The organism is Aneurinibacillus thermoaerophilus, assembly GCF_900099925.1.
GTDB lineage: Bacteria > Bacillota > Bacilli > Aneurinibacillales > Aneurinibacillaceae > Aneurinibacillus > Aneurinibacillus thermoaerophilus.
The window spans coordinates 1-25,974 of record NZ_FNDE01000033.1 but is presented as its reverse complement, the minus strand read 5'-3'; the positions used below and the strand labels follow the sequence as shown (position 1 = coordinate 25,974).

At 44.1% G+C, this 25,974-nt stretch carries 26 protein-coding genes and 1 pseudogene; 22 read left to right on the top strand and 5 right to left on the bottom strand.

The window, feature by feature from the left end; all coding sequences use genetic code 11:
* Positions 1-291 precede the first annotated feature (291 nt).
* The 10 genes from BLR88_RS14400 to BLR88_RS14355 all read left to right on the top strand — a co-directional run bounded on the left by BLR88_RS14400 (position 292) and on the right by BLR88_RS14355 (position 11,771).
* Positions 292-579: a hypothetical protein gene (locus BLR88_RS14400; RefSeq protein ID WP_139184986.1), complete on the top strand. Its 288-nt coding sequence runs from the start codon at positions 292-294 to the stop codon at positions 577-579.
* A 206-nt stretch (positions 580-785) separates the two neighbouring features.
* Positions 786-2,423, top strand: a complete 1,638-nt coding sequence (locus BLR88_RS14395) for a PhoX family protein (RefSeq protein ID WP_091260985.1) — start codon at positions 786-788, stop codon at positions 2,421-2,423.
* 24 nt (positions 2,424-2,447) lie between these two features.
* Positions 2,448-2,666, top strand: coding sequence for a twin-arginine translocase TatA/TatE family subunit (locus tag BLR88_RS14390; RefSeq protein WP_057900075.1), 219 nt, complete (start codon positions 2,448-2,450; stop codon positions 2,664-2,666).
* An 807-nt stretch (positions 2,667-3,473) separates the two neighbouring features.
* On the top strand, positions 3,474-4,931 hold the full coding sequence (locus BLR88_RS14380) for an aldehyde dehydrogenase family protein (protein WP_057900448.1): 1,458 nt from the start codon (positions 3,474-3,476) through the stop codon (positions 4,929-4,931).
* 133 nt (positions 4,932-5,064) lie between these two features.
* Complete coding sequence (locus BLR88_RS14375) at positions 5,065-6,444, top strand: putrescine aminotransferase (RefSeq protein ID WP_091260983.1); 1,380 nt, start codon at positions 5,065-5,067, stop codon at positions 6,442-6,444.
* A 14-nt stretch (positions 6,445-6,458) separates the two neighbouring features.
* A complete protein-coding gene (locus tag BLR88_RS20190; RefSeq protein WP_254778326.1) occupies positions 6,459-6,617 on the top strand; it encodes a hypothetical protein in 159 nt (52 codons plus the stop codon).
* A gap of 236 nt (positions 6,618-6,853) precedes the next feature.
* The gene (locus tag BLR88_RS14370) at positions 6,854-8,974 is read left to right on the top strand and encodes a sigma 54-interacting transcriptional regulator (protein ID WP_408863274.1); all 2,121 of its coding nucleotides are present in this window, start codon (positions 6,854-6,856) and stop codon (positions 8,972-8,974) included.
* Between the two features lie 187 nt (positions 8,975-9,161).
* Entirely contained in the window at positions 9,162-9,491 is a 330-nt protein-coding gene (locus tag BLR88_RS14365) for a hypothetical protein (RefSeq protein ID WP_057900071.1), read from the top strand.
* Positions 9,492-9,621: 130 nt separating this feature from the next.
* Complete coding sequence (locus tag BLR88_RS14360) at positions 9,622-10,347, top strand: response regulator transcription factor (protein ID WP_057900070.1); 726 nt, start codon at positions 9,622-9,624, stop codon at positions 10,345-10,347.
* Positions 10,344-11,771 (top strand): sensor histidine kinase, encoded by a 1,428-nt coding sequence (locus BLR88_RS14355; protein ID WP_091260981.1) that lies wholly within the window; start codon positions 10,344-10,346, stop codon positions 11,769-11,771. The genes BLR88_RS14360 and BLR88_RS14355 overlap by 4 nt, the downstream gene beginning before the upstream one ends.
* 165 nt (positions 11,772-11,936) lie before the next feature.
* Here BLR88_RS14355 and pdxR read toward each other — a convergent pair whose 3' ends face one another.
* Together pdxR and BLR88_RS14345 are read right to left on the bottom strand one after the other, a co-directional pair.
* On the bottom strand, positions 11,937-13,379 hold the full coding sequence (pdxR, locus tag BLR88_RS14350) for a MocR-like pyridoxine biosynthesis transcription factor PdxR (RefSeq protein ID WP_057900068.1): 1,443 nt from the start codon (positions 13,377-13,379) through the stop codon (positions 11,937-11,939).
* A 410-nt stretch (positions 13,380-13,789) separates the two neighbouring features.
* Positions 13,790-14,020: a hypothetical protein gene (locus BLR88_RS14345; protein WP_057900067.1), complete on the bottom strand. Its 231-nt coding sequence runs from the start codon at positions 14,018-14,020 to the stop codon at positions 13,790-13,792.
* A gap of 201 nt (positions 14,021-14,221) precedes the next feature.
* On the opposite strand from BLR88_RS14345, the gene BLR88_RS14340 reads away from it, so the two are divergent.
* The 8 genes from BLR88_RS14340 (at position 14,222) to BLR88_RS14305 (ending at position 21,004) form a co-directional block, all read left to right on the top strand.
* Complete coding sequence (locus BLR88_RS14340; RefSeq protein WP_057900066.1) at positions 14,222-14,812, top strand: sigma-70 family RNA polymerase sigma factor; 591 nt, start codon at positions 14,222-14,224, stop codon at positions 14,810-14,812.
* Entirely contained in the window at positions 14,802-15,716 is a 915-nt protein-coding gene (locus BLR88_RS14335) for a DUF3600 domain-containing protein (RefSeq protein ID WP_091260979.1), read from the top strand. Before BLR88_RS14340 ends, BLR88_RS14335 begins: the two co-directional genes overlap by 11 nt.
* A gap of 223 nt (positions 15,717-15,939) precedes the next feature.
* Positions 15,940-16,851 (top strand): ABC transporter ATP-binding protein, encoded by a 912-nt coding sequence (locus BLR88_RS14330; protein WP_057900064.1) that lies wholly within the window; start codon positions 15,940-15,942, stop codon positions 16,849-16,851.
* Positions 16,848-17,585, top strand: a complete 738-nt coding sequence (locus BLR88_RS14325) for an ABC transporter permease (protein WP_057900063.1) — start codon at positions 16,848-16,850, stop codon at positions 17,583-17,585. The genes BLR88_RS14330 and BLR88_RS14325 overlap by 4 nt, the downstream gene beginning before the upstream one ends.
* Before the next feature lie 15 nt (positions 17,586-17,600).
* Positions 17,601-18,341 carry an ABC transporter permease gene (locus BLR88_RS14320; RefSeq protein WP_057900062.1) on the top strand — a complete coding sequence of 247 codons (741 nt, stop codon included), beginning with the start codon at positions 17,601-17,603 and terminating at the stop codon, positions 18,339-18,341.
* 202 nt (positions 18,342-18,543) lie between these two features.
* Positions 18,544-18,813, top strand: a complete 270-nt coding sequence (locus BLR88_RS14315) for a FeoA family protein (RefSeq protein ID WP_057900061.1) — start codon at positions 18,544-18,546, stop codon at positions 18,811-18,813.
* 56 nt (positions 18,814-18,869) lie between these two features.
* Complete coding sequence (locus tag BLR88_RS14310) at positions 18,870-19,613, top strand: FeoB small GTPase domain-containing protein (protein ID WP_204244872.1); 744 nt, start codon at positions 18,870-18,872, stop codon at positions 19,611-19,613.
* Complete coding sequence (locus BLR88_RS14305; protein WP_057900059.1) at positions 19,598-21,004, top strand: nucleoside recognition domain-containing protein; 1,407 nt, start codon at positions 19,598-19,600, stop codon at positions 21,002-21,004. The genes BLR88_RS14310 and BLR88_RS14305 overlap by 16 nt, the downstream gene beginning before the upstream one ends.
* A 38-nt stretch (positions 21,005-21,042) precedes the next feature.
* On the opposite strand, the gene BLR88_RS14300 is transcribed toward BLR88_RS14305, so the two are convergent.
* Positions 21,043-21,231: a hypothetical protein gene (locus BLR88_RS14300; protein ID WP_057900058.1), complete on the bottom strand. Its 189-nt coding sequence runs from the start codon at positions 21,229-21,231 to the stop codon at positions 21,043-21,045.
* A gap of 136 nt (positions 21,232-21,367) precedes the next feature.
* On the opposite strand from BLR88_RS14300, the gene BLR88_RS14295 reads away from it, so the two are divergent.
* From BLR88_RS14295 to BLR88_RS14280, 4 genes are read left to right on the top strand one after another with little or no spacing between them, the layout of a single operon-like run.
* Entirely contained in the window at positions 21,368-22,390 is a 1,023-nt protein-coding gene (locus tag BLR88_RS14295; protein ID WP_236781919.1) for a metal ABC transporter substrate-binding protein, read from the top strand.
* On the top strand, positions 22,387-23,142 hold the full coding sequence (locus tag BLR88_RS14290; RefSeq protein ID WP_057900056.1) for a metal ABC transporter ATP-binding protein: 756 nt from the start codon (positions 22,387-22,389) through the stop codon (positions 23,140-23,142). The genes BLR88_RS14295 and BLR88_RS14290 overlap by 4 nt, the downstream gene beginning before the upstream one ends.
* A gap of 17 nt (positions 23,143-23,159) precedes the next feature.
* Positions 23,160-23,993, top strand: a complete 834-nt coding sequence (locus BLR88_RS14285) for a metal ABC transporter permease (protein ID WP_057900055.1) — start codon at positions 23,160-23,162, stop codon at positions 23,991-23,993.
* Between the two features lie 25 nt (positions 23,994-24,018).
* Entirely contained in the window at positions 24,019-24,441 is a 423-nt protein-coding gene (locus tag BLR88_RS14280; RefSeq protein ID WP_091260976.1) for a Fur family transcriptional regulator, read from the top strand.
* Between the two features lie 93 nt (positions 24,442-24,534).
* On the opposite strand, the gene BLR88_RS14275 is transcribed toward BLR88_RS14280, so the two are convergent.
* Positions 24,535-25,677 carry a tyrosine-type recombinase/integrase gene (locus BLR88_RS14275; RefSeq protein WP_091260974.1) on the bottom strand — a complete coding sequence of 381 codons (1,143 nt, stop codon included), beginning with the start codon at positions 25,675-25,677 and terminating at the stop codon, positions 24,535-24,537.
* A 108-nt stretch (positions 25,678-25,785) separates the two neighbouring features.
* Positions 25,786-25,974, bottom strand: a pseudogene (locus BLR88_RS19970) (NYN domain-containing protein); the annotation flags it as partial.

Sequence of the window (25,974 nt, the reverse complement as noted above, 5' to 3'; positions counted from 1 at the left end):
ACATGTGACCTACTACCAGTAGGATAAGTGTCGCTCATATATTTAATTATACAGGAAATGGTTGCTCTAAGCATACCCATGGATGGGATACAGAGCAACGCCGCCTTTTATCCCATGATGAAAACCGTGGGTTTTCAGACGGTTGCAAACAAATACTTGTGAAACACCGCCTGTATACTTTGTGCAGACGAATTTCTTCGCTTAGAAAAAAGCGAGAGTGAAACAGAAGAGGCGAGAGTTTTCTTTCGATTTTGCGCCTTTCATCATGAAGTTCCGCTTCGGTTTGGAAGTGTGGTGATTTGCGTAAATCGAACAACAGGCAAGCTCGATCAATATCTGGGGCTTGATGTGTTTCCTGAGGAATTTGAGGCGATTTCCCCTGTGCCATCTGTTTCAAATGAACAAGCAGTAGCATGTTTTTGTTCCAAATTGGATTTTGAGTTGCAGTGGAGAAAAGAGTATACGGAGGATAACAAAGAGTACTACGAGCTAGCATATGTGCCTATATTTCCTTCGATACCGGGTGAGTTGCGTTTTATCGAGGCGCATACGGGAGAAATAATAGTAGGGAAAAAGTGACGAGACAAGACTGTTCCGAAAGCGGGCGGTCTTTTTTGTGTTTGCATAATCTTTACATGTACTTAAATCAAAATTAAAAGTTCTATAAAAAACGGCTTGTAAAATAAAGGTGAATGTACATAAATATCATTTGATATTTCGATATTCTTGCGTGGTTGGAAGGAAGAAAGGGACACGAATTTAACAAATCAGGAGTGATATCTTTCATGGAGATGAACCGGAGGGAATTTCTTACATACTTAGGCGCCGGAACGGCTGCTTTGGCTTCTATTGCAACAGGAATTCCGGCCTTTGCCGCTGAAAAAACATTATCCGAGAGAACGGCGAACCATCTTTTTGGTTTAAGTGAGGATAAGTGTAAGCCAACGAAAGTAAAGTTTAAACCAATCCAGGCAACAGATAAAGATGATCTTGTGCTTCCGCAAGGATACAAATATGACATTGTCGCTTTGTATGGAGATAAAATTAATGCAAAAGGTGATACATTTGGGTTCAACGCAGACTTTACCTGTTTTCTGCCGATAAACGGTAGCAGTGAACATGGTCTACTCTGGGTGAACCATGAATACCTTGGCGAGCTTGAATACTATGTGACTGGGTACGATGCTCTAAATGCTGATCCGAAAAATAATAAACGCACGGCCGAGCAAATCGAAAAGTACCTGTACTCGCTGGGGGGCTCTGTCATTGAAGTTAAGAAAGAAAACGGGCAGTGGCGCTTGATTTCTGATTCGAAATACGGACGGCGTGTTAGTGGTCTGACCAAGCATACATTAACAGGACCGGCCGCTGGTTCTCCAGCGGTAGGCGGCACACGCGAAGTGATTGGCACATTCGCCAACTGTTCCGGCGGGGTTACGCTCTGGAACACCATTCTTTCTTGTGAAGAGAACTTTGACAGCGTTGTTGAAGACACGAAACGAAAAGATGCAACACATTACGGCTGGGTGGTAGAAGTTGATCCGTTTGATCCGAATTCCACGCCGAAGAAGCATACGGCACTTGGCCGTTTCTCTCATGAAAATACGGCAATGACCATCGCGCCGGGAGGACAGTTAGTTGTCTACATGGGAGATGACGCAAATGACCAGTACGTATACAAATATGTTTCTAAAGGAACATATAAGCAGGATGCAGGGAAAGCAAACACGAAACTGCTTGAAGAAGGAACGTTATATGTGGCTAATTTCGGCAAAGGGAAATGGATTGCCCTGGACTATGAGAAGAATGAAGCGCTGCAAAAAGCCTTTAAATCACAGGCTGATGTGTTGGTTAATTGTCGGGAGGCCGCGAAGGTAGTAGGTGCAACGCCGATGGATCGGCCGGAGGATTTGGAAGTACATCCAATTGACGGCACGGTATTTATCTCTCTGACTAATAACTCCAAGCATGGCAATTTCTACGGTCAAGTTATCAGATTATTCGAAGAAGATAACAATCACGCTGCTGAAGAGTTTACGTTTGAAATTTTTGCGGCAGGCGGTCCGCAGAGCGGATTCGCTGCGCCGGATAACCTTGCTTTTGATAGTGCAGGCAACCTCTGGGTTGTAACCGATATTTCTTCCAGTTCGATGAATAGCGGAATCTATAAAACGTTTGGCAATAACGGTCTGTTCTTCATCCCGACGTCAGGCCCGGATAAAGGGATCGCTTCACAGTTCGCGTCTGCCCCAGTCGGTGCTGAAATGACCGGCCCGTGGTTTACGCCGGATGAAAAAACACTATTCCTGTCTGTACAGCATCCAGGTGAGAACCTGGAATCATACGCGGCACCGACTAGCCACTGGCCGCGTGGCGGCGCTTCCATCGCGCTCCCGGGTGTTGTAGCGATTACTGGATTTTAATTAAATAGAGGAGGCAATAGCATTATGCTATCAAATATCGGAATTCCGGGACTGATTCTCATTCTTGTGATTGCGCTCATCGTATTTGGGCCGAACAAATTGCCGGAAATCGGCCGTGCGTTTGGTCGTACGCTAACAGAGTTTAAGTCGGCGGCGAAAAATTTAACGCAGGATGATGACGAAGAGAAGAAAAGCACGCCAGCGCTTGTCAATTCTGAAGAGAAAGTTAAGAAGCTTTCGTAATCGTTACGAAAAGAACGGTATCTGTGGGTACCGTTCTTTTTTTATGCATAGAAAAAAGAACGGTTGATCATTCGATGCTTACTAGATATTTTGTGGATACTGCTTTTGGATTGAGGATGCGGACAGACAAACTTTGTTCGTTGAAAGTGAACACAGACGCAGAAAGAGGAAGCATATTTTGGTGTTATGCAAATAAGCATAACTTTAAAAAGAACGATGCTAATCTTGCTAGATTGTGTTATTTTGATTACCGCTCAAGGAAAAATACAAAATGGCCGTATGGTTGCTTTGTTTGGTTCTGGCACGTTTTTTGTTTCTATAAAAAATAAGGATGATATGTGCCATGTTGAGACATCAAAAGAAAATACGGAGGTGGTATTGATTCATTCGGCGCCGTTACCCATCTTTTTAGCCATACAATTTCCAACCAGGAACTGCCAGAGAAAGAGTGTGATGTGTTAAACATCACAAATTTTATAACTGCGTTACCAGCATTCGCTCCGGCTGTTTCCCAATACTAATATCATTATTATGCTTATATGAATATAATTATTCAAAAACGCATAAAAATGTCTGAATTAATAAAAAATGAAAGGGTTACGAGGCTATGAAAAAGTGTTGATATGATGCTATTCGTAAAAAGATAAGCGTTCGCTTTTAAATTTGGCACAGGTTTTGCGAGAAATTAAAAAGCGAATCGCAAAATTTAAACATGGAAAAGAGCGAGGAGGACTGCACATGGCAGAAGTGGCAAAGACACAAGGGTCGCAAAGCGTACAGGGAGCGGGCGCTTTTGAAGTATTAAAAATGTTTATTGACGGACAATGGGTCGAATCTTCAACAGGCGATACGCGCGAGGTTGTGAATCCAGCCAATGGTGAAGTAATCGCAGTAACGACTGAAGGAAATGAAGAAGATGTGCGCAAAGCTGTGGCAGCAGCAAAACGTGCTTTTTATGAAGATGGCTGGTGGGACACTCCGGCGAGCGAACGAGCGCGTCTGTTGTTCGAAGTTGCGAACAAGCTGGAGCAAAGAGCGGACGAATTTGCCAGACTGGAAACACAAGATAATGGTAAACCATTGCGTGAGACTCGGATCGACGTGGCGGACGCGGTCGCTTGCTTTCGTTATTATGCGGGGCTTGCCACGAAACCGCACGGTCAAACATACGAAGTTGCGGACCCGATACAAGCAATGGTTGTCCGTGAACCAATCGGAGTTTGCGGCCAGATTATCCCGTGGAACTATCCGCTGCTGATGGCTGCTTGGAAACTCGCTCCGGCTCTGGCTGCGGGCAACACGGTTGTATTTAAGCCTTCCGAAGTAACGCCGCTGACTGCCATCAAGCTGTTCGGCATTTTCGAAGAAGTCGGATTCCCGGCTGGCGTAGTTAACTTGGTGCTTGGCGCAGGTCAGACGGTGGGGCATGAGATTGCGGTTAACTATGACATCGACAAAGTAGCGTTTACGGGCGGCACGAAAACTGGTCGAAGCATTATGCAGGCTGCAACTGGGAACCTGAAGAAAATTTCGCTGGAGTTGGGCGGTAAGTCCCCGAATATTGTATTTGCGGACGCAGACTTTGAAACAGCGGTAGATTATGCACTATTTGGTATTTTTGTTAACCAAGGGCAGGTATGCTCCGCAGGTTCTCGTCTCTTGCTGGAAGAGAGCATTTACGACAAGTTCATCGAGCGTCTTGTAGAACGCGCAAAAAAAATCGAGGTAGGGCCAGGCTTGGCAGAAGAGACGGAGATGGGGCCGCTGGTTTCCGAAGCGCACATGGAGAAAGTGTTGAATTATATTAAGATCGGCCAGGAAGAAGGCGCGAAGCTTGTTTGCGGTGGATATCGCATTACGAAAGGCGAGCTGGCCAAAGGGTACTTCGTGGCACCAACGATCTTTGTCGACACAACACCGGATATGCGTATTGTACAGGAAGAAATTTTTGGACCGGTACTGGTTGTACAGAAGTTTAGGGATGAAGCAGAAGCGATTAAACTGGCAAACGATACGGTTTACGGCTTAGCTGGCGCGGTGTTTACACAGGATGGTGCAAAAGCACAGCGCGTGATTCGTAAGCTTCGCGCGGGTATCACTTGGATCAACTGCTATCATCCGACCTACAACGAAGCGCCGTGGGGTGGATATAAGCAGAGCGGTATTGGTCGCGAACTCGGCACATTCGGTTACGAAGAATACACGGAAGTAAAACAAATTAATATCAATCTACAGGTAGAATCGACTGGCTGGTTCAAAAACTAATACTGGTATTTTTCTTCTATCTCTATATATCGTATCAAGCCATAAAGCAAAAAAAACGGTAAGATTGCAGGCCGGATGCGGAAAGAAATGCATTCTGGCTAAATAAATTCAATGAAAGTGGAGGCATCAAAGCATGGAAACAACTATGAACAAATATAAAGAGGTATACGAATATACAGCCAAAGTTTTGGACATTATCGAGAAGACTGATGTAACGAAAGAGGAAGCACAATGGATTACGAGTGAAACCGTGAACGGGTTCCGCGAAAACGTAAACTCTGGATTTCTTGAGTACCGCAAATCGGTTACGAAAGGTGGACAATACGCTTCCGTAGAATGGAAAGACTCGGGTCTGAATTGCTTTATTGATGTAAACGGCAAAGAATACATTGACTGTCTGGGTGGTTTCGGTATTTATAATGTGGGACATCGCCATCCAAAGGTGGTAAAAGCGGTAAAGGATCAGCTTGATAAGCAGGCATTGCATAGCCAGGATCTTTTGGATCCGCTGCGCGCGATGCTGGCGAAAGCGTTGGCTATGCTCACACCGGGCGACTTAAAATATTCCTTCTTTGGCAACAGTGGTACCGAAGCGGTGGAAGCAGCACTGAAATTAGCGAAAATCTATCACCATAAAGAAGGGCGTAGCACTTTTATCGCGACGACACGGGCGTTCCACGGCAAGAGTCTTGGTTCCTTGTCCGGTACGGCAAAAGGCGTTTTCCGTAAGCCGTTTATACCGCTGGTAAGCGGATTTCGTCATGTTGCGTTTGGTGATATTGATATGATGAAGAAAACGATGCATGCCTGCCATATGGTTGGTGAGGATGTAGCGGCGGTTATCGTTGAACCGATTCAGGGCGAAGGTGGAGTTATCATTCCGCCGGACGATTATCTGCCGAAGTTGCGTGAACTGTGTGACGAGTATGGCGCATTGCTGATTTTCGATGAAGTGCAAACAGGTATGGGCCGTACGGGTAAAATGTTCTGTGCAGAACACTATGGAGTGACACCGGACATTATGACTTTGGCAAAAGCGTTCGGCGGCGGCGTTATGCCAGCAAGCGCAACCATTGCTACGGAAGAAGTATTCTCTCATCTATTCGATAACCCGTTCCTGCATACAACAACATTCGGCGGTAACCCGCTGGCATGCGCGGCGGCTCTTGCTACTATTAACGTGTTAATTGAAGAAAAACTGCCGGAACGCGCTGCGGAAATGGGAGAATATATGTTGAACGGGCTGCGTGAAGCGGCTAAAGGACATGAAAATAAAGTGCTTGAAGTACGTGGTAAAGGTCTTTTGATCGGTATCGAATTCGTTAGTGACGAAATTGGATACGAAGTGGCAAAAGGCTTCTTCGATAATGGAGTTTTGACAGCGGGAACACTCATCAATGCGAAAACAATCCGCATCGAACCACCGTTAACGATTGAAAAAGAACAGTGCGATAAAGTATGTGAAACATTTGCGAAGGTGCTAAAAGAGGTGGACAAAGCAGTTCTCGTATAGGCTGCGTGAGGTAGATGGTCATTCAGTATCCGGTGCTTAGTCCTTATTATGGAAAAGTAGAAAAGATTATACATCCGTCTGCCTCATACTTTTACGAATGGGAGACATTGTTCTTGATTCGTACGAGTGACGGAATGATCGAAGAAATCGTAGCCGATACTATATTCCTATGAAGTAGCGAATGGGGATCGGATAATTCCAGGGATGGTACTCGCATATATTAGGGAAGAAGCCCCGCAAGCCGGAAATGATGAAAATGACAAAATGAGCGATTTATGCGCGGATGAATAAAAACAAGCAGGAAGTGTGGAACAAGTTTTAACGCTTTCCTGCTTGTTCTCATATGTATGCAGTAGTGTATAATAAAATTAGTTTATGCATAATTTCTTGAACGGAAGGAGGAAGGAAAGTGCTGGTATTTACCGAAGAGAATGTACGAAAAATTCATACCATATCTACAGACATGTCATTTTCTGAAGTTGAACGTTATTTAGAAGAGCAAAAAGAACCGGTTTTGTTTGTCAAGAAAAAAGAGGAAGTCATTGGCTATGTTCGTGTCCAGGATTTATCGTCCGATAAGGAAGCGGAAAACAATGAAATTCCTTTCTGGCAGGCACATTTGATACCGCTGCATTTTGCTTACCATATTTATTGCGATATATCTGTATCTGATGTATTTAAGCTGCTCGGGGAAGAGATTGTTATTGTAAAGAATAAGCAGGATGAAGTATGCGGATATTTGCGTAGGGAAGACATTTTGATAGAACTCCTGCGGCAAGACAACCACAATATTGACCTGTTCCGAACGATTCTTTCATCGATTCCAAAGGGGATTTTTGTGGTGGATAAACAGGGGAGTATCATCAATTATAACGATGAAGGATTGCGCATGATCCGCTGTGAGAAAGAGAAAATTCATAATCGACCAGCGCGTGAAATTTTCGGCGCGGAACAAATTGAACGTGTATTCGCCACAGGCGAGACGATTCTTAACCAACTTCATATTCGTCCTGAAATGGGAATTTTAGCTGATTATAGTCCAATTCTTAGTCCGGAACATGAGGTTAAAGGCGTTGTGATTGTGGTACAGGATTTGCCGATGCTAGAAGAGATGGCGATGGAACTTGATTATGTAAAAGATTTGAATAAAGATTTAAAAGCGATTCTTTCTACCATTTATGACGAGATTCTGGTTGTCAATCATAAAGGGGAATTGTTGCGTTTTAGCGACAATAACACGTTGAATTTTCGCCAGGATGATTTAGAAAATCTCGTAGGCAAAAATTTGCTGGAACTGGAAGATCAAGGGCTGTTTAAACCATCCGTTACACGCCTTGTGCTTGAGCGAAAACGAAAAGTTTCAGTTATTCAGGATATGAGTAACGGAAGAAAAGTGCTGGCAGTTGGAAATCCAGTGTTTGATGAAGAAGGCAACATTGAACGGATTGTCATTGCATCCCGCGATATTACAGAAACGACAAAGCTAAAAAGCGAATTAAAAGAAATGAAAAAGCTGTCCCAGCAGTATAAAGAAGAATTGGAAAGTTTGAAAAGCAGGCATACGTTAAACCGAAGCGTTGTATATTGCAGTCCCAAAATTGACCGTATTATGCGCGAAATTGAAAAGATTGCTCGATTTTCTTCCACCGTGTTGTTGACCGGTGAATCCGGCGTTGGTAAAGAGGTGTTTGCCAAGGCGATTCATCAATTGGGCGCACGCGTGAACCAGCCGTTTTTAAAAATCAACTGCGGCGCGATCCCGGAAAATTTGTTGGAGAGCGAATTATTTGGATATGAAAAAGGGGCGTTTACAGGCGCCGATCCGAGAGGGAAGGAAGGGTATTTTCAAAAGGCGAACGGTGGCGTACTTTTTTTGGATGAGATTGGCGAAATGCCGCTGTCACTACAGGTAAAGCTGTTGCGCGTGCTGCAGGAGCGGGAAGTGATTCCGGTAGGCAGCACACAGACGATTCCGGTCGATGTGCAGATTATCGCTGCAACCAACAAAAACCTAGAACAAAAAGTAGAGGAAGGAAGCTTCCGTGAAGACTTATTTTATAGATTGAATGTAATTCCGATTCATATTCCGCCGCTTCGAGAGCGCCCGGAAGACATTCCGGTATTAGCTTATTATTTCTTGCAGAAGCTGAACGAGAAGTATCACCGCGATATTCAATTGAGTCCGGACGCACTTAATTTGCTTGAAGTGTATTCTTGGCCGGGGAATGTCCGCGAGTTGCAGAATATCATTGAACGGGCGGTCGTGACGACCGAAGAAGAAATGATTCACGCCGATCATCTGAATCGGTTCCTGCAATGGAAAAAAGCTTCAACGAAAGTAAGACCGATTATCACGAATTTGATTCCATTGCAGGAAGCGCTCGAAGATGTGGAGGAGCAGTTAATTTTGCTGGCGATGGAGCGTTACAAAACGACCACCATGGCGGCGAAGGTGCTTGGCATTAGCCAGTCTTCCGTCAGTCGCAAATACCAAAAAATTGTGCAAAAGCAGGCGAGTATGCATGCATAAATTGTTTGGCCCGCTGGTTCGCAAGTCTGAGAGGGGTGCGAATGGGCGGGTTTTTTAGGTGAAAAGGTCAAAAATAGGAGGATATATCTTGTTATTTATCATATTTGGCCTATATAATATTCGTTGTATGGCTATTTTTTATATTTAACTCATGGAAATGTTTTTATTTTTGATTATGGGGGAGAAAATGTCAAATTTATCTTGCAAATTTGACGGCAGAGAGTTTGCCAGTCTTGAAAAAATGGTAGAGATACTATTGCATGAAGCAAGTGAGCAAATGGCGCTTATTGATGGAGGAAAAAAGAAAAATAGCCATCAGGAAAGGGCATATGCGAAATGGCGTCTGGTTCATTTGCAACATTGCTTCGGAGAATATGTACCTGAACAATACAGAAGTACATATAACTCCCTGTGGAGTCAGCTCTATCGCTTGGAGCACCAGAGTAATTATCGGCATCCGTACATCGTATATCTGCTGGAAAAAGCGTTGGCTCAAGAGCATTCGCACATCGAATAAACGTGCTGTCCTATTAGAGGACGGCTTTTTTGTTATGCAAAATTTAAGCCAGGCTTAAGGAAAGAGGATTTTGGAATGTGTTATAATGACGGAAAATCCATGCCGCATACGATAGGTTGAGGTGACGGGAATGCTTGCGATGCCGGATATGTCCGCCAAAAAAATTTTGCTGATCGATGATGAGATAGATATTTTGCATTTGCTGGAAACCGTGTTAAAGAAAGAAGGATTCTCTCATATTTATAAGGCATCAAACGGATGGGATGGAATTGATATGTGCTGTGCGCATCAGCCGGATATTATCGTGCTTGACATTATGCTGCCTGATATGGACGGCTTTGAAGTATGCCGGCGCCTGCGTGACATTACGGTGGCACCGATTCTTTTTTTATCGGCGAAAAACGAGGATACGGACAAAATCCTTGGTCTTGGGCTCGGTGGTGATGATTATATTACGAAACCGTTCAGCCCAAAGGAAGTAGCGTATCGGATAAAAGCTCATTTTCGCCGCCATTATTATTTAAGCAGAAAAGAAGAGACAGTATACACATTTGGTGATGTGGAAATTGATGCCAAGCGTGGAGAAGTGCGGAAGGCAGGGAAACTGGTAGCGTTAACTGCGAAGGAATATCAGTTGCTATTGTTTCTTGCGCGCCATCCGAACCAAATTTTCAGCAAAAGCAAACTGTATGAAGCAGTCTGGGAAGAAGAGTATTTCGGTTATGATAACACCATTATGGTGCATATGCGACATCTGCGTGAAAAATTGGAAGACAACCCGTCTGCTCCTGTGTATTTGCTGACGGTACGGGGGCTTGGATATAAATTGCAGAATGAGGGGAAAGTGCAAGCATGAAGTGGAAGATGACCAGTTTGTTCCTTGTCCCGCTCATTTTGATGACGGTCGCATTTACGTTTATTAATTTAGCGGCCGTTATTTATTTTTCATCGGCAGAACCGGAGAAAAACGCATTCATCTCCTTTTTTCCTTATGAGGAATATACACGGAAGTTTGGCCGTTTTATCGTATTTGTGGATGATAAGCCGCAAGTTTCGCCTGAAGGAAAGAAAGAACTAAGCAAGAAGCGAGCCTGGATTCAGATACTTAATGCGAATGGTACTGAAGTATACAATCTGAATAAGCCGGAAGCTGCCCCAAAGCATTATACGCCGGGAGAGCTTGTGCATTATTACAGATATACCGCTTCGATTCAAGACTCGACGTTGTTTGTTAGCTGGGTTACTCATGAGGACACGAAATGGACGTACATTCTTGGGTTTCATTATCATACGATTTCCCGATATGTGATGTCGTTTAGCCCGTTCAAAATGATAAATTTTTGGAAAGAAGTCATTTTGGCAGTGTTTGTGTTAACATTCTTAATGGTGATTACGATCGGGTATTTTTTTGGCCGCAAGTTGACACGGCCCTTGGTCGAGATTATCGGAAGTATACAGGCACTGGCACAAGGGCATTATTCCATAAAATACAACATACGTGGTTTGTATAAAGATGTATATAAAAGTTTGAATCAGCTGGCTGATGCCCTAAAGGCCAGCGAGGTGCAACGGATGCGGCTAGAGAAAATGCGTGATGAATGGGTTACAAATCTTTCGCATGACTTAAAAACGCCGCTTGCTTCCATTAAAGGGTTTGGGGAAGTGCTGGCCGATTCAGACTATGAAATTTCACCGGACGAAAGGCGAAAATATGCCGACATTATTGTTGGTAAAACGAGCTATATGGAAAAATTATTGGAAGATTTACGGTTGACATACCAGTTAAAAAATAATCTGCTTCCGTTGCAAAAAAAGGAAGAAAATGTGGTTGAGCTTGTCCGGGAAATTATTATTGATTTGTTGAACGATCCGCAATACGGAGATAGAGCGATCGAATTTGTTACAAACAAAGAGCATGTACCGCTTTTGCTGGACCGGGCTTATTTCACTCGTGCTTTTACCAATCTTATATACAATGCGGTTATTCATAATCCGCCCGATACCCGTGTCTGTGTAACCGTGACAGAAGAAGCGGAAATGGTGACAGTACTTATTCGGGACAGTGGGAAAGGGATTGCGGAAGAAGAGATAGATAAGCTGTTCACCCGCTATTACCGCGGGACGAGCACGAATGAGCGGCATCAGGGCTCCGGTCTGGGCATGGCGATTGCCAAGCAAATTATTGACGCGCATGGCGGTGAAATTTGTGTCACAAGCAAACTTGGGGAAGGAACAGCGATTCGTGTTGTTTTTTTGCGGCAGAAAGACAAGAAATTATAAATATGTGTTCATGGTTTGATATTTGTTTGGAAGGGAAAGTAAGAGAGGAAGGAAGAAGGGCTTTGCATAAAGACAAGGGGCTCCGGCTTGCTTTTTCTTCTCCCCATTTTCCCTTTTTACCCCTCTTACCATCATATAAATTTCGAAACATTAATTTTATATCATTTAAGTTTTATTGGCCAGATTATAAAATGCTTCAGAAAATTTGAAGATAGCTTCTTCAATCGTATCCTCATAAGCTCGACCAAAAGTAAATCGAACATATCCTTTTTTTGTCCCTAAAGCACTTCCGGGTACAAAAATCACTCCATAATTCAGCGCAGTTTCGAGTAACTTTTCTTCATGTATAGGAGTTTTCATCTTACACCACATATGGATTCCGCCTTTGGGAATAAAAAATTCGACGTGATCGTGAAGATAATTCTTTATTGAAGAAACCATAGCATCCCGCCTCTTTTTTAATTCCAATACAAGTTGATTTATATGTTCATGAAAATAGGGAGACGTCAAAAATTCATTCGCTATCCACTGTGAAAAAATGCTATGTCCGAAATCAATCTGCTGTTTAGCATCGGACAGGCGGTTAATGACCCGTTGCGGCCCGGTAATCCATCCTATTCTCAAGCCGGAAGAAACGATCTTGGACAAAGAGCTAATATAAAGAACAATTCCATAAGGGTCCATAGATTTTAGCGTAGGAAACGGTTCCTGTTCAAAAGCGGTTAACGTATACGGATCGTCTTCGATAATAGGGATTCCGTATTTTGCCGCGATATCGAGAATTTTCTTGCGACGTTCGGGATGCAGACTGACTCCTGTTGGATTTTGAAAAGTTGGATTTAGAAAAATCATGCGAAGCCGATGTTTTTTATGAAGAGTCAGGAGATCATCAGGGTTTACTCCATTCTGGTCAACCGGCAACAAATGCACTTTTAAACCTACTGACTTAAAGATAGGCAGTGAATAGCAATACGAAGGATCTTCGATAGCGATCGAATCTCCCGGTTTGAGCAGGCATTGCACAATGAGATGCAACGCTTGTTGCGCGCCGGAAGTAATGAGAATGGAGGATGCGGTTGCATCAATGTTTTTGTATTTTTTTACATGGTTAGCAATCGTTTCACGCAACTGGAAATTTCCTTGCGGATTTTCATATCCTAAATGAAAATTGAAGTTTCCTGTTTTTATTATTTGTTGAAATTGTGCTTGCGGAAATAGATCAGGAGATAATTCTCCTGTGGCTAAATCGATAAGATCTTTATTGAGCGCTTCTTTTAGGATGCGGCGGATTAATGGTATGTTGGGTAAAAGAGAGCCTCCGACCACATATCGATTCCAATTCGGCACCCGTTCTTTAGAATTCTCCGCAAGAAATGGGCTCACGCGTGTCCCGCTTCCTTGTTTGCTAATAATAAGCCCTGATGCGCGCAGTTCCTCATAGGCCGTGACCACTGTGCTTCGATTCACGTTCAATTCTTTGGCAAGAATGCGTTCGGAAGGCAATAAGCTTCCGGGAGGATATTCTCCGTTGAAAATCCGGTATTCGATATATTCGACAATTTGTTTATAAATAGGTTTATCATGCAAACGATCAGGTTTCCATTCCATATTCATATTCCTCTTTCTTATGAATCCGGGTTGAATAAAAACTATTATAAACAAGTGGATGGTAAATAAAAAGTTGAATTGGATGGTCCATTTTTTTCATGTTTAATTATTCTAAAGGTATAAATGGCTGATTTGATGTAGAAGAGGGAGGAAAAATGAAAAAAGTTAAAATATATGAAGGTAAATATTGTTAAGGAATGCGGTGGGAATATGAGCGATAATATGTTTCTTTGGATAGTCCATATTTGTCTTGTCGTTTTCGGTGGAGCCATTTGGATTTTTTATAAAAATAATAAAGATTTTCTATGACATAAGTAAAGCCGGTTATTTCTTGATGGAGAAATAATCGGCTTTTTGTCATTTAAGAGGCACACTTGTTGATTAGCCATATGGTGGAGGAAGAAATTCAGCTATTTATTAATGTACGGAGCAAGGAATTCTTTCACTCTTTCTTGCACTTGTGGCGAGAGACGGGAGAACATCTCCAGCATCTCCGGTGTTATCGTAAAGTCTTTGTTCGTTTCCAGAAATGTTTTTGCGTTTTGCGCCATTGCTTCAAACAGCGTCAGCTGCTCTTTTTCCGGCAACTGAAGCGCATTTTCGAACATTTGCTTAAACATTGTCATTTGTTCTTCCGTCATTTTGTTCCCTCTTTTCCTGATGTAATTTTTTCAACGTTTATTATACATTAGCGATGGTATACGGAGAATGGGGAATAAGCGGAAAGTTCCTCATCTATTAGCGCAATAGAAAAGAAAATGTATCTTTTGCAAAGAAAAATGAACGATGGAAATGGATTGAACCAATATCAAATGTAGAATCAAAAAGGGGGGTGAGATGCGATGGAGCAGGAAAACGAAGAATTGTTGGAGAACATTAGGCGGTCGATTGCTGGTGACAGGGAAGCGTTTGCTAGAATTTATGATTGTACGGTGCGCGATGTGACGGGAACTGTGCGCTTTTTGCTTGAAGATAGAGCGAGTGCTGAAGATGTCATTCAAGAGATTTACATTGAAATATATAAATCGCTGCCGAAGTTTAATCCGGCTCGATCTTTTCGCTCTTGGGTTATCGGAATTGCCATTCGGCAAGTGAACAATTATCGGCGACGAAGATGGCGTTTATTTCGCCTATTGGCGAAAAACCAACAATATACTTCTCAGGAAACCGAGCCGGATTTTTCAGGGGAGGTGGCGGACAGGCTGGATAGTCTTGAGGTGATTCGCCTGGTTGACAATTTGCCTTATAAGTACAAACAGGTGATTGTACTGCGGTATTTGTACGAGTATTCACAGGAGGAAATCGCGCGTATTCTGGATATTCCGGTTGGCACGGTAAAATCACGGCTCCATTTCGCTCTCGAAAAGCTTCGTAACATATCGTATACGAACGCTTATTCTCTGGGAAAGGCGGGGGAAAGTCATGGACATTGAGAATCGGTTGCGTCAGATTTTGAAAGCAGAGGCGGAACGAATGAAAGGAACACCTGAGATGAGAAACCGAATTTTAAGCAGTATTTCATATAAGGGGGAACAGAAGAGAATGAAAAAACGTTTGATAGCGGGAGTTGCGGCAGCGGCAATTATGATTCCGACGGCAGGATTCGCAGGTTATTCATATTTGTCGGACGGTATTTTCGGCTCTCAGGAGAACTTCGTTGCCCAGGGAGGCACGAAAGCAGAATATCAGCATGTTGAAGAAAAGCTGGCACAGGCCAAAAGGGTATTGAACAGCAAAGAATACAAGGAAATGGAAGCTTTGTTGAAAGAAGCTGCGGGCTATCATGCGAAAATGGCGGGGCCGGACGGAACGCTTGATGCAAGCCGTTTGAGCGAAGAGGAAAAACAACGTTACAACCAACTGGAAAAAGAGCTTGCCCCTTATTCGGCGAAAATAATGGCGGCCGAAGAAAGCCCCGTTGACACTTTGACCTTGGAAGAGTCGCAAAAGCTGTTGACATTTCCGGTGCGAAAGCCGACGTATGTACCGGAAGGTTATGTGCTGCGCACCGAAGTAGGAGCAGTAAGCAAGGATACAAAGGAACGGAAGCCGGTCATTAATATCTATTATGAGAAAGGAGAAGAAGGGCTCGGCATTTTGCAGCAGGAGCTTGAAGACCCGGATGACATTCATCTCTTCGGTACGTATTCCAATATAAAAGAGTATACGCTTGAAGGTTTTCAGGCGTTATATGGTGAAAAAGACAAGCGCAACGCAAATGGACTCTCTCTCATCGTTCCCGCAAAAGGAAAGCAAAGCGCGTACCATATTCATGTGTCCGGTCCGCTTCCGAAAGCCGAACTGGAGAAGGTGGCGCTTTCTATCGTACAGCAATAGAGTACTATAGTTGTAAAGTAGAGCATGTTATGTACATGATTCTTCCCTTAAACCATACAAGGATGTCGATATATCAAATGTGATTTATATAGAGTCTTCCGGAGAAGGAAGGCTCTTTTTGCGAGAGCGTAATTAAGAAAGAATTAAGGAACGCTAAAAGGGAGATTAAGATACGGACAGTACAATGAAGTCAAATTAAATCGAGAGGATAGGGGGAATAGCCATGACTTCATTTGTAATCGAAACAGAGCAACTAACCAAGAGATTTAAAAAATTTACACCGGTTCACAACCTTTCCTTACAAGTGCGAAAAGGGGAAGTGTATGGATTTCTCGGTCCGAACGGTGCGGGAAAAACGACAACCATTCGGATGTTGCTTGGGCTGATTAAGCCGACGTCAGGAGACATTCGCATTTTCGGTAAACCATTGGCAAGCCATAGACTGGACATCGCCCGGAAAGTCGGCTCTCTTGTAGAATCGCCTTCCTATTATGGACATTTGACCGGCTATGAAAACTTGGAAGTGACGCGCAGGCTGCTTGGCGCGGATAAAAAAGATATTGATCGTGTGCTTGACATTGTCCGGCTGACTGAATGGAAGAACAAAAAGACCAAAACGTATTCGCTGGGCATGAAGCAACGGCTCGGCATCGCGCAGGCGCTATTGGGAAATCCGGAATTGCTCATTCTCGATGAACCGACGAATGGTCTTGACCCGGCGGGCATTCACGAAATTCGTGATTTAATTGTCAGTTTACCTGAACACATGAATATTACGGTGCTTGTATCAAGCCATATTTTACGTGAGGTTGAGCTGATTGCTGATCGGGTGGGGATCATCAACCGAGGGCAATTGCTGTTTCAGGGCAAGCTTTCGGAATTGCAGGCCCGCAGTAAGCCGAAGCTGCGTGTAGAAACAGATAAGATGAACGAAGCGGCGAGACTGTTGTTTAATGCCGGGTATCGCGTAGAGAAAAGCGAGGATATTCTTTACATTAATACGGATAAAAGCGAAGCGGCTAACGTTAACCGTCATCTTGTATTAAGCGGTCATAAAGTATGGCATTTGAGCGAAGAGAGAAAATCGCTGGAAGATATTTTCCTTGAACTAACGAAGGAGGCGCAGAGCGTATGAGTCGCCTGGCTGTTTTTATGACTGAGATGTATAAGCAGAAGAACGGTGTGATGTGGTGGCTCGTTATCGGTGGCCCGCTGCTGATTGCGGCTCTCGTATGGATTGATGTAGGTGTCCGTTACGATTACTTAATTACAAAGAAGAGCAATGCGGGACTTGGTTCCTGGGGAATTATACTGGGTGAGTTAATGTTTTTGTGGGCGTTTTTTTGTCCGATTGGAGTTACGTTAATTGCTGCGATTGTGCATTACCGGGAGTTCAGCGAAAACGCGTGGAAACATTTGTTGAGTTTGCCGGTGACAAGAAGAAATGTCTATTTTTCAAAGTGGTTTTTAATATTATTGCTTACATATCTTGCTATTTTTGTTTTGTTTATCGGATTGTTTGTAGTCGGTAAAATACTTGAATTTTCCGAACCATTTGCCTGGGAGCTGTACGGTCGCTATGCCTTATATCAGGCATTGGGTGTGCTTGGCATCGTTAGCATCCAGCATTGGCTAAGCTCCCGTTTTAAAAATGTAATTGTACCGATTGCGATTGGGATTACCTTGAGCGTATGCGCCCTTTTTTTTGCTCAATCCGAAATGCTTAGTTTCTTTCCGCATGTGACGATTCTTTATGCGACACCATTAGAAGACATTGCAAACAACCGTCCCGTATGGAGCGGGCTGATTGCTGGACCGCTATTACTGGTGCTGGGAATGCACGAATTTAAGAACCGGGACATTGTATAGGAGGAAGGGAAGAGGATGAAACAATTGCTTGCGGCCGAATGGCTAAAACTGCGCCGTTCAGGCATGATATGGATCGCCGTACTTGTGCCGCTGTTTTTGGTGGTGCAGGGCGTAGGGAATTTTCTTCGTTATCGGGATACGGTTTTTGCCGGAAGCACGCGCACAGAATGGGAAATACTGTATGAACAATGCATGTTTATGTATCCTACTATGCTGATGCCGCTTGTCATTACGGTGCTGATCGCTTTGCTTGCGCGCGTTGAAAATGTTCACGGCGGATGGAAACAATTATTGACGTTTCCGGTGACGCGCGGTCAGGTTTATGTTGCGAAATTAGTGATAGCCTGCATGCTTGTTTTGCTTAATATGGCGGTATTGAGCGGCGGTACGTTGGCAGGGGGATGGATCACCGGAGCGGAAGGACAGGCACCTTATGGTTTGTTGCTGGGCAGAGGAGCACTGGCGTTTGTGGCCGCGTTGCCTATTATCGCGATTCAATTTGTGCTAAGTTTTCGTTTTTCCCACATCGGGATTCCGTTGACCCTTGGCGTCGGATTTGCGGCGCCGGCAATTTTCGCTGCGAACTCGGAAAAACTGTGGATTTTTTATCCGTGGACGTATCCGATTACTACATTTTTCGCACCTTCGATGGAACGGTTTGATAAAGGACTCTTAATGTATGGCATTGCCGTTACGCTGTTTGTTATCATCATGACGTTTGGCTTGCGCGAGTTTAAAAACAGGGATATGACATGAAAATGGAGAGGATAGCACAAAAAGGATGGATAGGAAATACAGTAAATAATGTAACGGAAAGAAAAACTACTTGCATTTTTTGCCCATATGCAAAATAATTTATATGAGGAAAATAATATCCTTTTCTTTTTTTAGACAAAAAGTTGAGCTTGGTAAAATATTTAGCGCTTGGCTAATTGTCAAGTTGTTTCGAGGTGATTGGATGGTTGGCAGCAAGCAAGGAATTATCCCTTTAGCGGAGCTCTTACCTGGTGATAAAGCGAAAGTAGTAGCGCTGTCTGGCGAGGGTTTAGTGCGCAGGCGGCTTCTGGATCTAGGAATTGTGCCACAGACCGTAGTAGAAGCCGTACGGCGCAGCCCGATCGGCGACCCGGTGGCGTACCGGGTGCGTGGAACGCTTATCGGATTACGAAAGGAAGACGCGATGAAGATCATGGTTGAACCGTTGCGAAATAAGGAGGAAGACAAATGAAAGGGTTACAAGCGGAGAGGAGAAAAGAGCTTTTACACAGTAAATTTGGAATCGAGATGACAACATCTGAGCAGATTGTCATTGCGCTTGCTGGAAATCCGAATACAGGGAAGAGTACAGTATTCAACGCGTTGACGGGCTTGAATCAACACACCGGAAATTGGCCTGGAAAAACGGTGGGGAATGCGCAGGGAACATTTACACATCGGGGTGAGTCGTTTCTTATGGTTGATTTGCCAGGCACATACTCTCTTTTGCCGAATTCCGCGGATGAACAGGTAGCGCGTGATTTTATCTGCTTTGGTCGTCCTGATGTGACGCTTGTTGTAGTAGATGCGACGGCGCTGGAACGGAACTTGAATCTTGCACTGCAAGTGATGGAAATTACTGATAAGATTGTGCTATGCGTAAACTTGATGGATGAAGCGAAACGAAAAGGAATTACGGTAGATACAGAGCGTCTTTCGCAAAAGTTGGGCGTGCCGGTCATTGCCACAGCTGCCCGTCAAAAGCAAGGACTGAAGGAATTGCAGGATGCGCTGTTCGATGTGGCAACCGGTCGTGTGGTTCCGAAGCCACTGATTCTCCGATATAGTGAACAGATAGAACGGGCGGTAGAGCAATTGGAAGCGGAGATCGCACCGCTGTTGCGAGGGGTGCTTAATCCGCGCTGGGTGGCGCTGCGCTTGCTGGATGGGGATCATACGTTGCTGGAAGATATGGAGAAATATTTGACGGATGACGTGCTGCCACTACATTCTGTAAGTCAGGGGGTATCGCCATCATGGCCGCAGGCATAGGGAAGAACGACTTGAACCATTTGTATGCGATTGCACGTCGAATTGAAATGGGGAACAAAGAGCCGATAAGAGATGTACTGGTAGAACAAATTTTTCAGTATTCTCAGAAAATTGCTGAAGAAGTCACCAAGACGAATGAAAATAAACGAATGGATTGGGATAACAAGCTGGATGACATTTTGACATCTCGTTACCTTGGATTTCCAATTATGTTGGCCATGCTGGGGGTAGTGTTCTGGATTACGATTGCGGGGGCCAACGTACCGTCGGATTTGCTGGCAAGCGGTTTTGGTTGGCTAGAAGGAAAATTGACGGCTTTGTTTATGTGGGCTGGCGCTCCAGCCTGGCTGCACGGCATTCTAGTGCTTGGTTTATTTAGAGGTGTTAGCTGGGTCGTTTCGGTTATGTTGCCGCCGATGGCCATTTTCTTTCCATTGTTTGCATTGCTTGAAGATTTTGGTTATTTGCCGCGAGTTGCGTTCAATCTTGACCGATTGTTTAAAAGAGCGGGCGGACACGGTAAGCAATCGCTAACCATGGCGATGGGGTTCGGATGTAATGCAGCGGGGATTGTTTCTTGTCGGATTATCGAGTCGCCTCGCGAGCGCATGATTGCGATTTTGACGAACAATTTTGTGCCATGCAACGGAAGATGGCCGACGTTGATTTTGATGTCGTCGCTATTTATGACCGCAGCGGTCGGCACAGGTGAAAGCATAACGGTTGCTGCACTAATTGTGGTTGGCATGGTATTGTTCGGTATTATGATGACGCTGTTTGTATCGTGGGCGCTCTCTAAAACATTGCTGCGTGGTGTGCCGTCCCACTTCACGCTGGAACTTCCACCGTACCGTAAACCACAGGTGGTGCGCACGTTTGTTCGTTCGGTATTTGACAAAACGTTATTCGTATTAAAGCGTGCTGTGATTACCGCTGCCCCGGCTGGCGTCATTACGTGGTTGCTGGCCAACATTACGGTTGGGGAGCAAAGCATGCTGGCGCATGCGGTAAATTGGCTTCAGCCGTTCGGACACGCGATTGGGCTGGACGGATATATTTTGATGGCGTTTATACTTGGACTGCCGGCCAATGAAATTGTTGTGCCGATTCTTATCATGGCGTATATGGCTTCCGGCGCAATGTTAGAGTTGGAAGATTTAAGTGCGCTTAAAGCATTGTTTTTGGAGCACGGTTGGACGTGGCTAACAGCGCTTAATGTGATGTTGTTTTCGCTTTTGCATTATCCGTGCGGTACGACGCTATATACGATCGCGAAAGAGACGAAAAGTGCAAAATGGACGGTGCTTGCGGCTCTTATTCCGCTTTCCATTGCGATTGTGGTTTGCTTTGTGGTTACTCAGATTGTCCGCTATTTCGGTTGGGTGGCATGATATAGATCATGATATAGATAATAAAGTTAGGAAGGCAGCTACCTGTGGTAAGGGGCTGCTTTCGCTCTATTTTCAGCTTTTCCTTTTTGAACGTGAAACGGAAAAGCGAACGGCTCGATCAGAAAAGGATTTGAATAAAGTCCAGAAGTCTGAGGAATTATCGCTTGTGCCTTTAGCTCATGAGTCGCTTCATAATTTTTTAGCTGGTCATATCCAGCATTCATCATGATAAATTCAATGTCGGTATTCGAAACTTCTTGGTAGTTAATGTCTCATTTTTTTGTTTACAAATCGTAATCATTACGTTATACTGTTTTTTGGAAATCGGAAGAAATCTTATTTACAGAGTGAGGGATGACAAAAGTGAAAGGTTATTGGAAACTTTTCTATAGTTTATTCGTACTAAGCCTTGTGCTGGCTGTTTTTTTGATAGGCTGTGGACAAAAAGGTGAAGGGGCTGCTTCTGCCGGGAAAGCAAATGGAGAAAAAATACAAGTATATACAAGTATATTTCCTTTATATGATTTTACACGGACTATTGGCGGTGAGCATGTACAGGTGACAAATTTGTTGCCGCCTGGAGCGGAAGGTCATGACTACGAACCGTCAGCAAAAGATATGGCCAAATTAAATGAAGCGAAGTTATTCATCTACAATGGGGCAGGTTATGAGACATGGATTGAGAACGTCACGAAAAATCTTGATCCGCAAAAAACGAAAGCACTGGATGCAAGTCAGGGATTGCAGCTTATAGAAACAGAAATGCATGAACATGAGGGAGAGCACGCTCATGAAGGGGAACATAGTCATAAAGGAGAATCGGTGCATGAAGAGGATCACAGTGAGCATGCTCATGGAAAATACGATCCGCACGTTTGGCTAAATCCGATGTTAGCCAAACAGCAAGCAGAGAAAGTGAAAAATGCGCTAGCAGAGGTTGATCCGGCTCATAAGGATGCATATGAAGCGAATTACAAGAAGCTTGCCGCGGATTTAGATGCGCTCGACAAAGAATATAAAGACGTGATCGGTAAAGCGAAGAAAAAAGAATTGGTTGTATCTCACAAGGCGTTTGCATATTTAACGAGACAATATGGTTTAATCCAGTTGTCTGTATCTGGTCTTTCTCCTTCAGAAGAGCCGTCTCAGCAGCAATTAAAAAGTTTGATTGATACGGTAAAAGCGCATAATATTAAATATGTGGCATTTGAAGGACTTGTTGAGAATAAAGTAGCAAAAACGGTACAGCGGGAATCCGGTGCGGAAGCTGTGACACTTTATACGATTGAGAATGTAACGAAAGAGCAATTTGACGCCGGTAAGACTTATATTGATTTAATGAAAGAAAATCTAAATACGTTGAAGAAGGTGCTGGAAGTACAGTGAGTGACATTGTTTTAGACGTGCAGCATGTTTCGCACCGTTATGGGAGCAAACGCGTACTCGAAGATGTTTCCTTACAGCTGCATCGGGGTGAAATGATGGGACTTGTCGGACCTAACGGGTCTGGCAAGTCTACTTTGCTTAAAGTTATTCTTGGCGCATTGCCCTTGCAGGAAGGAAATGTTACGTGGTTCGGTAAGCCGCTACGCAAGTTTGACGAATGGTCGCGTATTGGGTATGTTTCGCAGAAAGCGAATAGTTTTAATACCGGATTTCCGGCCACGGTATTCGAAGTCGTTATGATGGGATTGACTGCGAAGATGGGATTGTTTCGCAGGCCTGGCAAGAAGGAGAAAGAACGGGTCAGGGAGGCAATTGCGACAGTTGGTATGGGTGGATTTGAAGGGCGGAATATCGGTCGCCTGTCCGGGGGACAGCAGCAGCGTGTGTTTATTGCACGGGCGCTGGTCAGCGATCCGGATGTGCTCATTTTAGATGAACCGACCGTCGGCGTGGACGCACAATCAGAAGCGCATTTTTATGACTTGCTGAAGCGTTTGAACGAAGAAAATCGCATCTCTATTATTCTTGTTTCTCACGATTTAGGGGCTATTAGTACGAAAATGCATTCCATTTCCTGTCTAAACCGCAAGTTGCATTTTCACGGACGAGCCGAAGAATTCGAACGGATACGCCCCGAAATTTTGTTGAAGTCATACGGTTACGATGTACATGTGCTGCATCATAACCATTAGAAGGGAATCAGAAAGCGATGATTGAAGCGATACTAAGTTACAAATTCATGCAGCATGCGCTGCTATCCGGGTTAATTATCGGTTTTGTGGCCCCGCTAATCGGCGTGTTTCTTGTAGTACGCCGGATGTCGCTGATTGCGGATGCTCTGTCTCATATCACGCTATCGGGCGTAGCGGCGGGGTTGCTGCTTTCACAGTATATCCCGTCCTTTCAGAGCATCAGCCCGGTTTATACAGGAATGTTTTTCGCGGTAGGCGGCGCCTTTATGATAGATAAGCTGCGTCAAGCGTACAGGTTCTATCAGGAGCTTGCCATCCCGATTATTTTGTCCACCGGTATCGGACTTGGTGTAGTGCTTATTAGCCTGGCGAACGGCTTTAATGTCGATTTGTTCGGATATTTATTCGGCAGCTTGTTGTCTGTTACGGAAGAAGACTTGGTGCGGGTTGTGATCGCCAGCTTGGTTGTAATTGCAATTGTTTGGTTATTTTACAAAGAATTGCTATATCTTTCATTTGACGAAGAAGGAGCGCGCATTTCGGGCGTTCCACGCAATTTGATTAACGTTGTATTCAGTGTTTTGGTCGCGCTTGTCATTAGCATCTCCATGCAGGTGGTGGGCATTTTGCTTGTTTCGGCGCTAATTACGTTACCGGTGGCGGCCGCGTTGCAGTTGGCCAGCAGTTTCCGGCAGACATTTATCTATGCAATTGTCTTCGGAGAAGTATCCGTTTTGAGCGGACTGTTAATTGCCTATACGTTTGATTTGGCTTCGGGCGGCACGATTGTACTTGTTGCCGTCTTGCTGCTTGTGTGCGTACTTGTCGGCAAGCGGCTACGCAACTCTTGAAGTGAAGTAAAAGGCGGTGGAAATAATGACCGTGGAACAGGCTTTGCAGATTTTAAAGAAAAGTGGATATAAATATACGGGCAAGCGGGAAGAGATGATCCGCATTTTCGCCGAAGAAAAGCGGTATTTGTCGGCTCGCGATATGCTTGAGTATATGCAGGAGCATTATCCTGCGCTGAGTTTCGATACTGTATACCGGAATTTAACATTGTTCGCGGAGTTGAATATTTTGGAGGTAACCGAACTAGGCGGAGAGCGGAAGTACCGTTTCCGCTGTTCAACGGAAGACCATCACCATCATTTGATTTGCTTGTCCTGCGGAAAGACGCGCCATATTAGATTGTGTCCGCTGGATGGGGGATTTGGCGAGCCAGAAGGATTTACGATTACAGGGCATAAATTTGAAATTTATGGTTATTGCTCGCAATGTGAAGAGCAGCATGTGTGAAACCCCTTGATTTATAAGGGGTTTTCTGTTTTTATAGTTGACCAAACGCTTAGAAAATAGTGTTTTGACCACATTTTGACCACCTTTAGTATACTAAAGTGAGTTTTGAGCACTTTTCATTGCTTCTTCAAATCGATGGGAAGCGTCTTTTTGCATGTCTGGAGTGACGTGGCTATAAAGGTTGAGTGTCATTTGGATATTGGAGTGACCTAGCCGTTCAGAAACGATTTTCGGATGCTCGCCCAGTTTCAACATAATGGTTGCATGTGTATGTCGTAAGTCGTGAAAACGAATGACTGGTAAACCAGCTTCAACAGTCAACTTCCGGAAATAATCTGTAACCCCACGCGGATTCATGGGATTCCCATATGCACTGGCCGCCACAAGATCTTGGTCGTTGTATGCTTCTCCTATTCTTAGTTTTTCTTTTCGTTGCTGAAGCTTGTGGTTTTTTAATTCTTGAACCACAAAATCAGAAATAGAGATACTACGGTGCGAGCGTTTTGTTTTTGCTTCCTGAAAAATAAGCCCCTGACCACTTACCCAGCTCAATGTTTGATTGATGCTGATCTTCCCGTTTTCTAAATCCACGTCCTTCCAACGCAACCCGAAGATTTCACCACGGCGCATTCCTGTATAAATGGCGAGCAGGTACACGATGTAACGGCGGGTTCCTTTTTCTTTTGCATAGTTAAGAAATTGCTGTGCCTGTTCTAGTGTCCATATCCCTTTCTCTTTTCTTTTAAGTTTCGGAACCTCCACGTTGCTCATAATATTTTTCGAGACTAGCTGCCATTTGAGCGCCGTATTAAATGCGCTACGCAGAATGGAGTGGATGAAACGAATATACTCGCTGGAAAGATCCTCTTCTACAAGTCGTGTATAAAATTTTTGAATATGAATAGGTTTGATATCAGCCAATTTTAAATGACCGATAGCCGGGATAATTCGATGGTGAATGGTTCGCTTGTATCCATCGAAAGTTGTCGCTCGGGTTGTTTGCTTTGCTGCGTTATCCAGCCATTGTTGTAGAAAAACAGCGAGACTATCCTTACTTGTCTCAAAGAATTCCCCATTCTCAATTTGTGCAATCATTTCAGCGCACGCTTTTTCAGCTTCTTTTTTCGTCTTAAACCCTGATACAGTTTTCTGTTTCCGTTTCCCGGTTTCGGGGTCACGGCCTACATCGATAGTAAATGACCACTTTGTCCCACGTTTGCGGAAGTATCCTTTCATTTTTCATCCTCTCCTTTATGTGAATATTGTGGATAAACTTGTTGATAAATAGGAGCGTATGTTCTATTTTGTGGTGAAAAAGAAGAGCCCTAGAGGGCTTGATATATGTTATCTTTTCCATGAGTCGATCATTTCCTGATTGATTATTCTTCGTGCGTCTACCATATCTAATAGTTCATCGTGAGGAAGACACCCTTCTTTATCGGAGTAGAAAAGAGTGATATGTACACCTTCAGATTTAGCAATTTCAACTGCTGGGAGGAAGTCACTATCACCTGTAAGTATGGCAGCATGGGT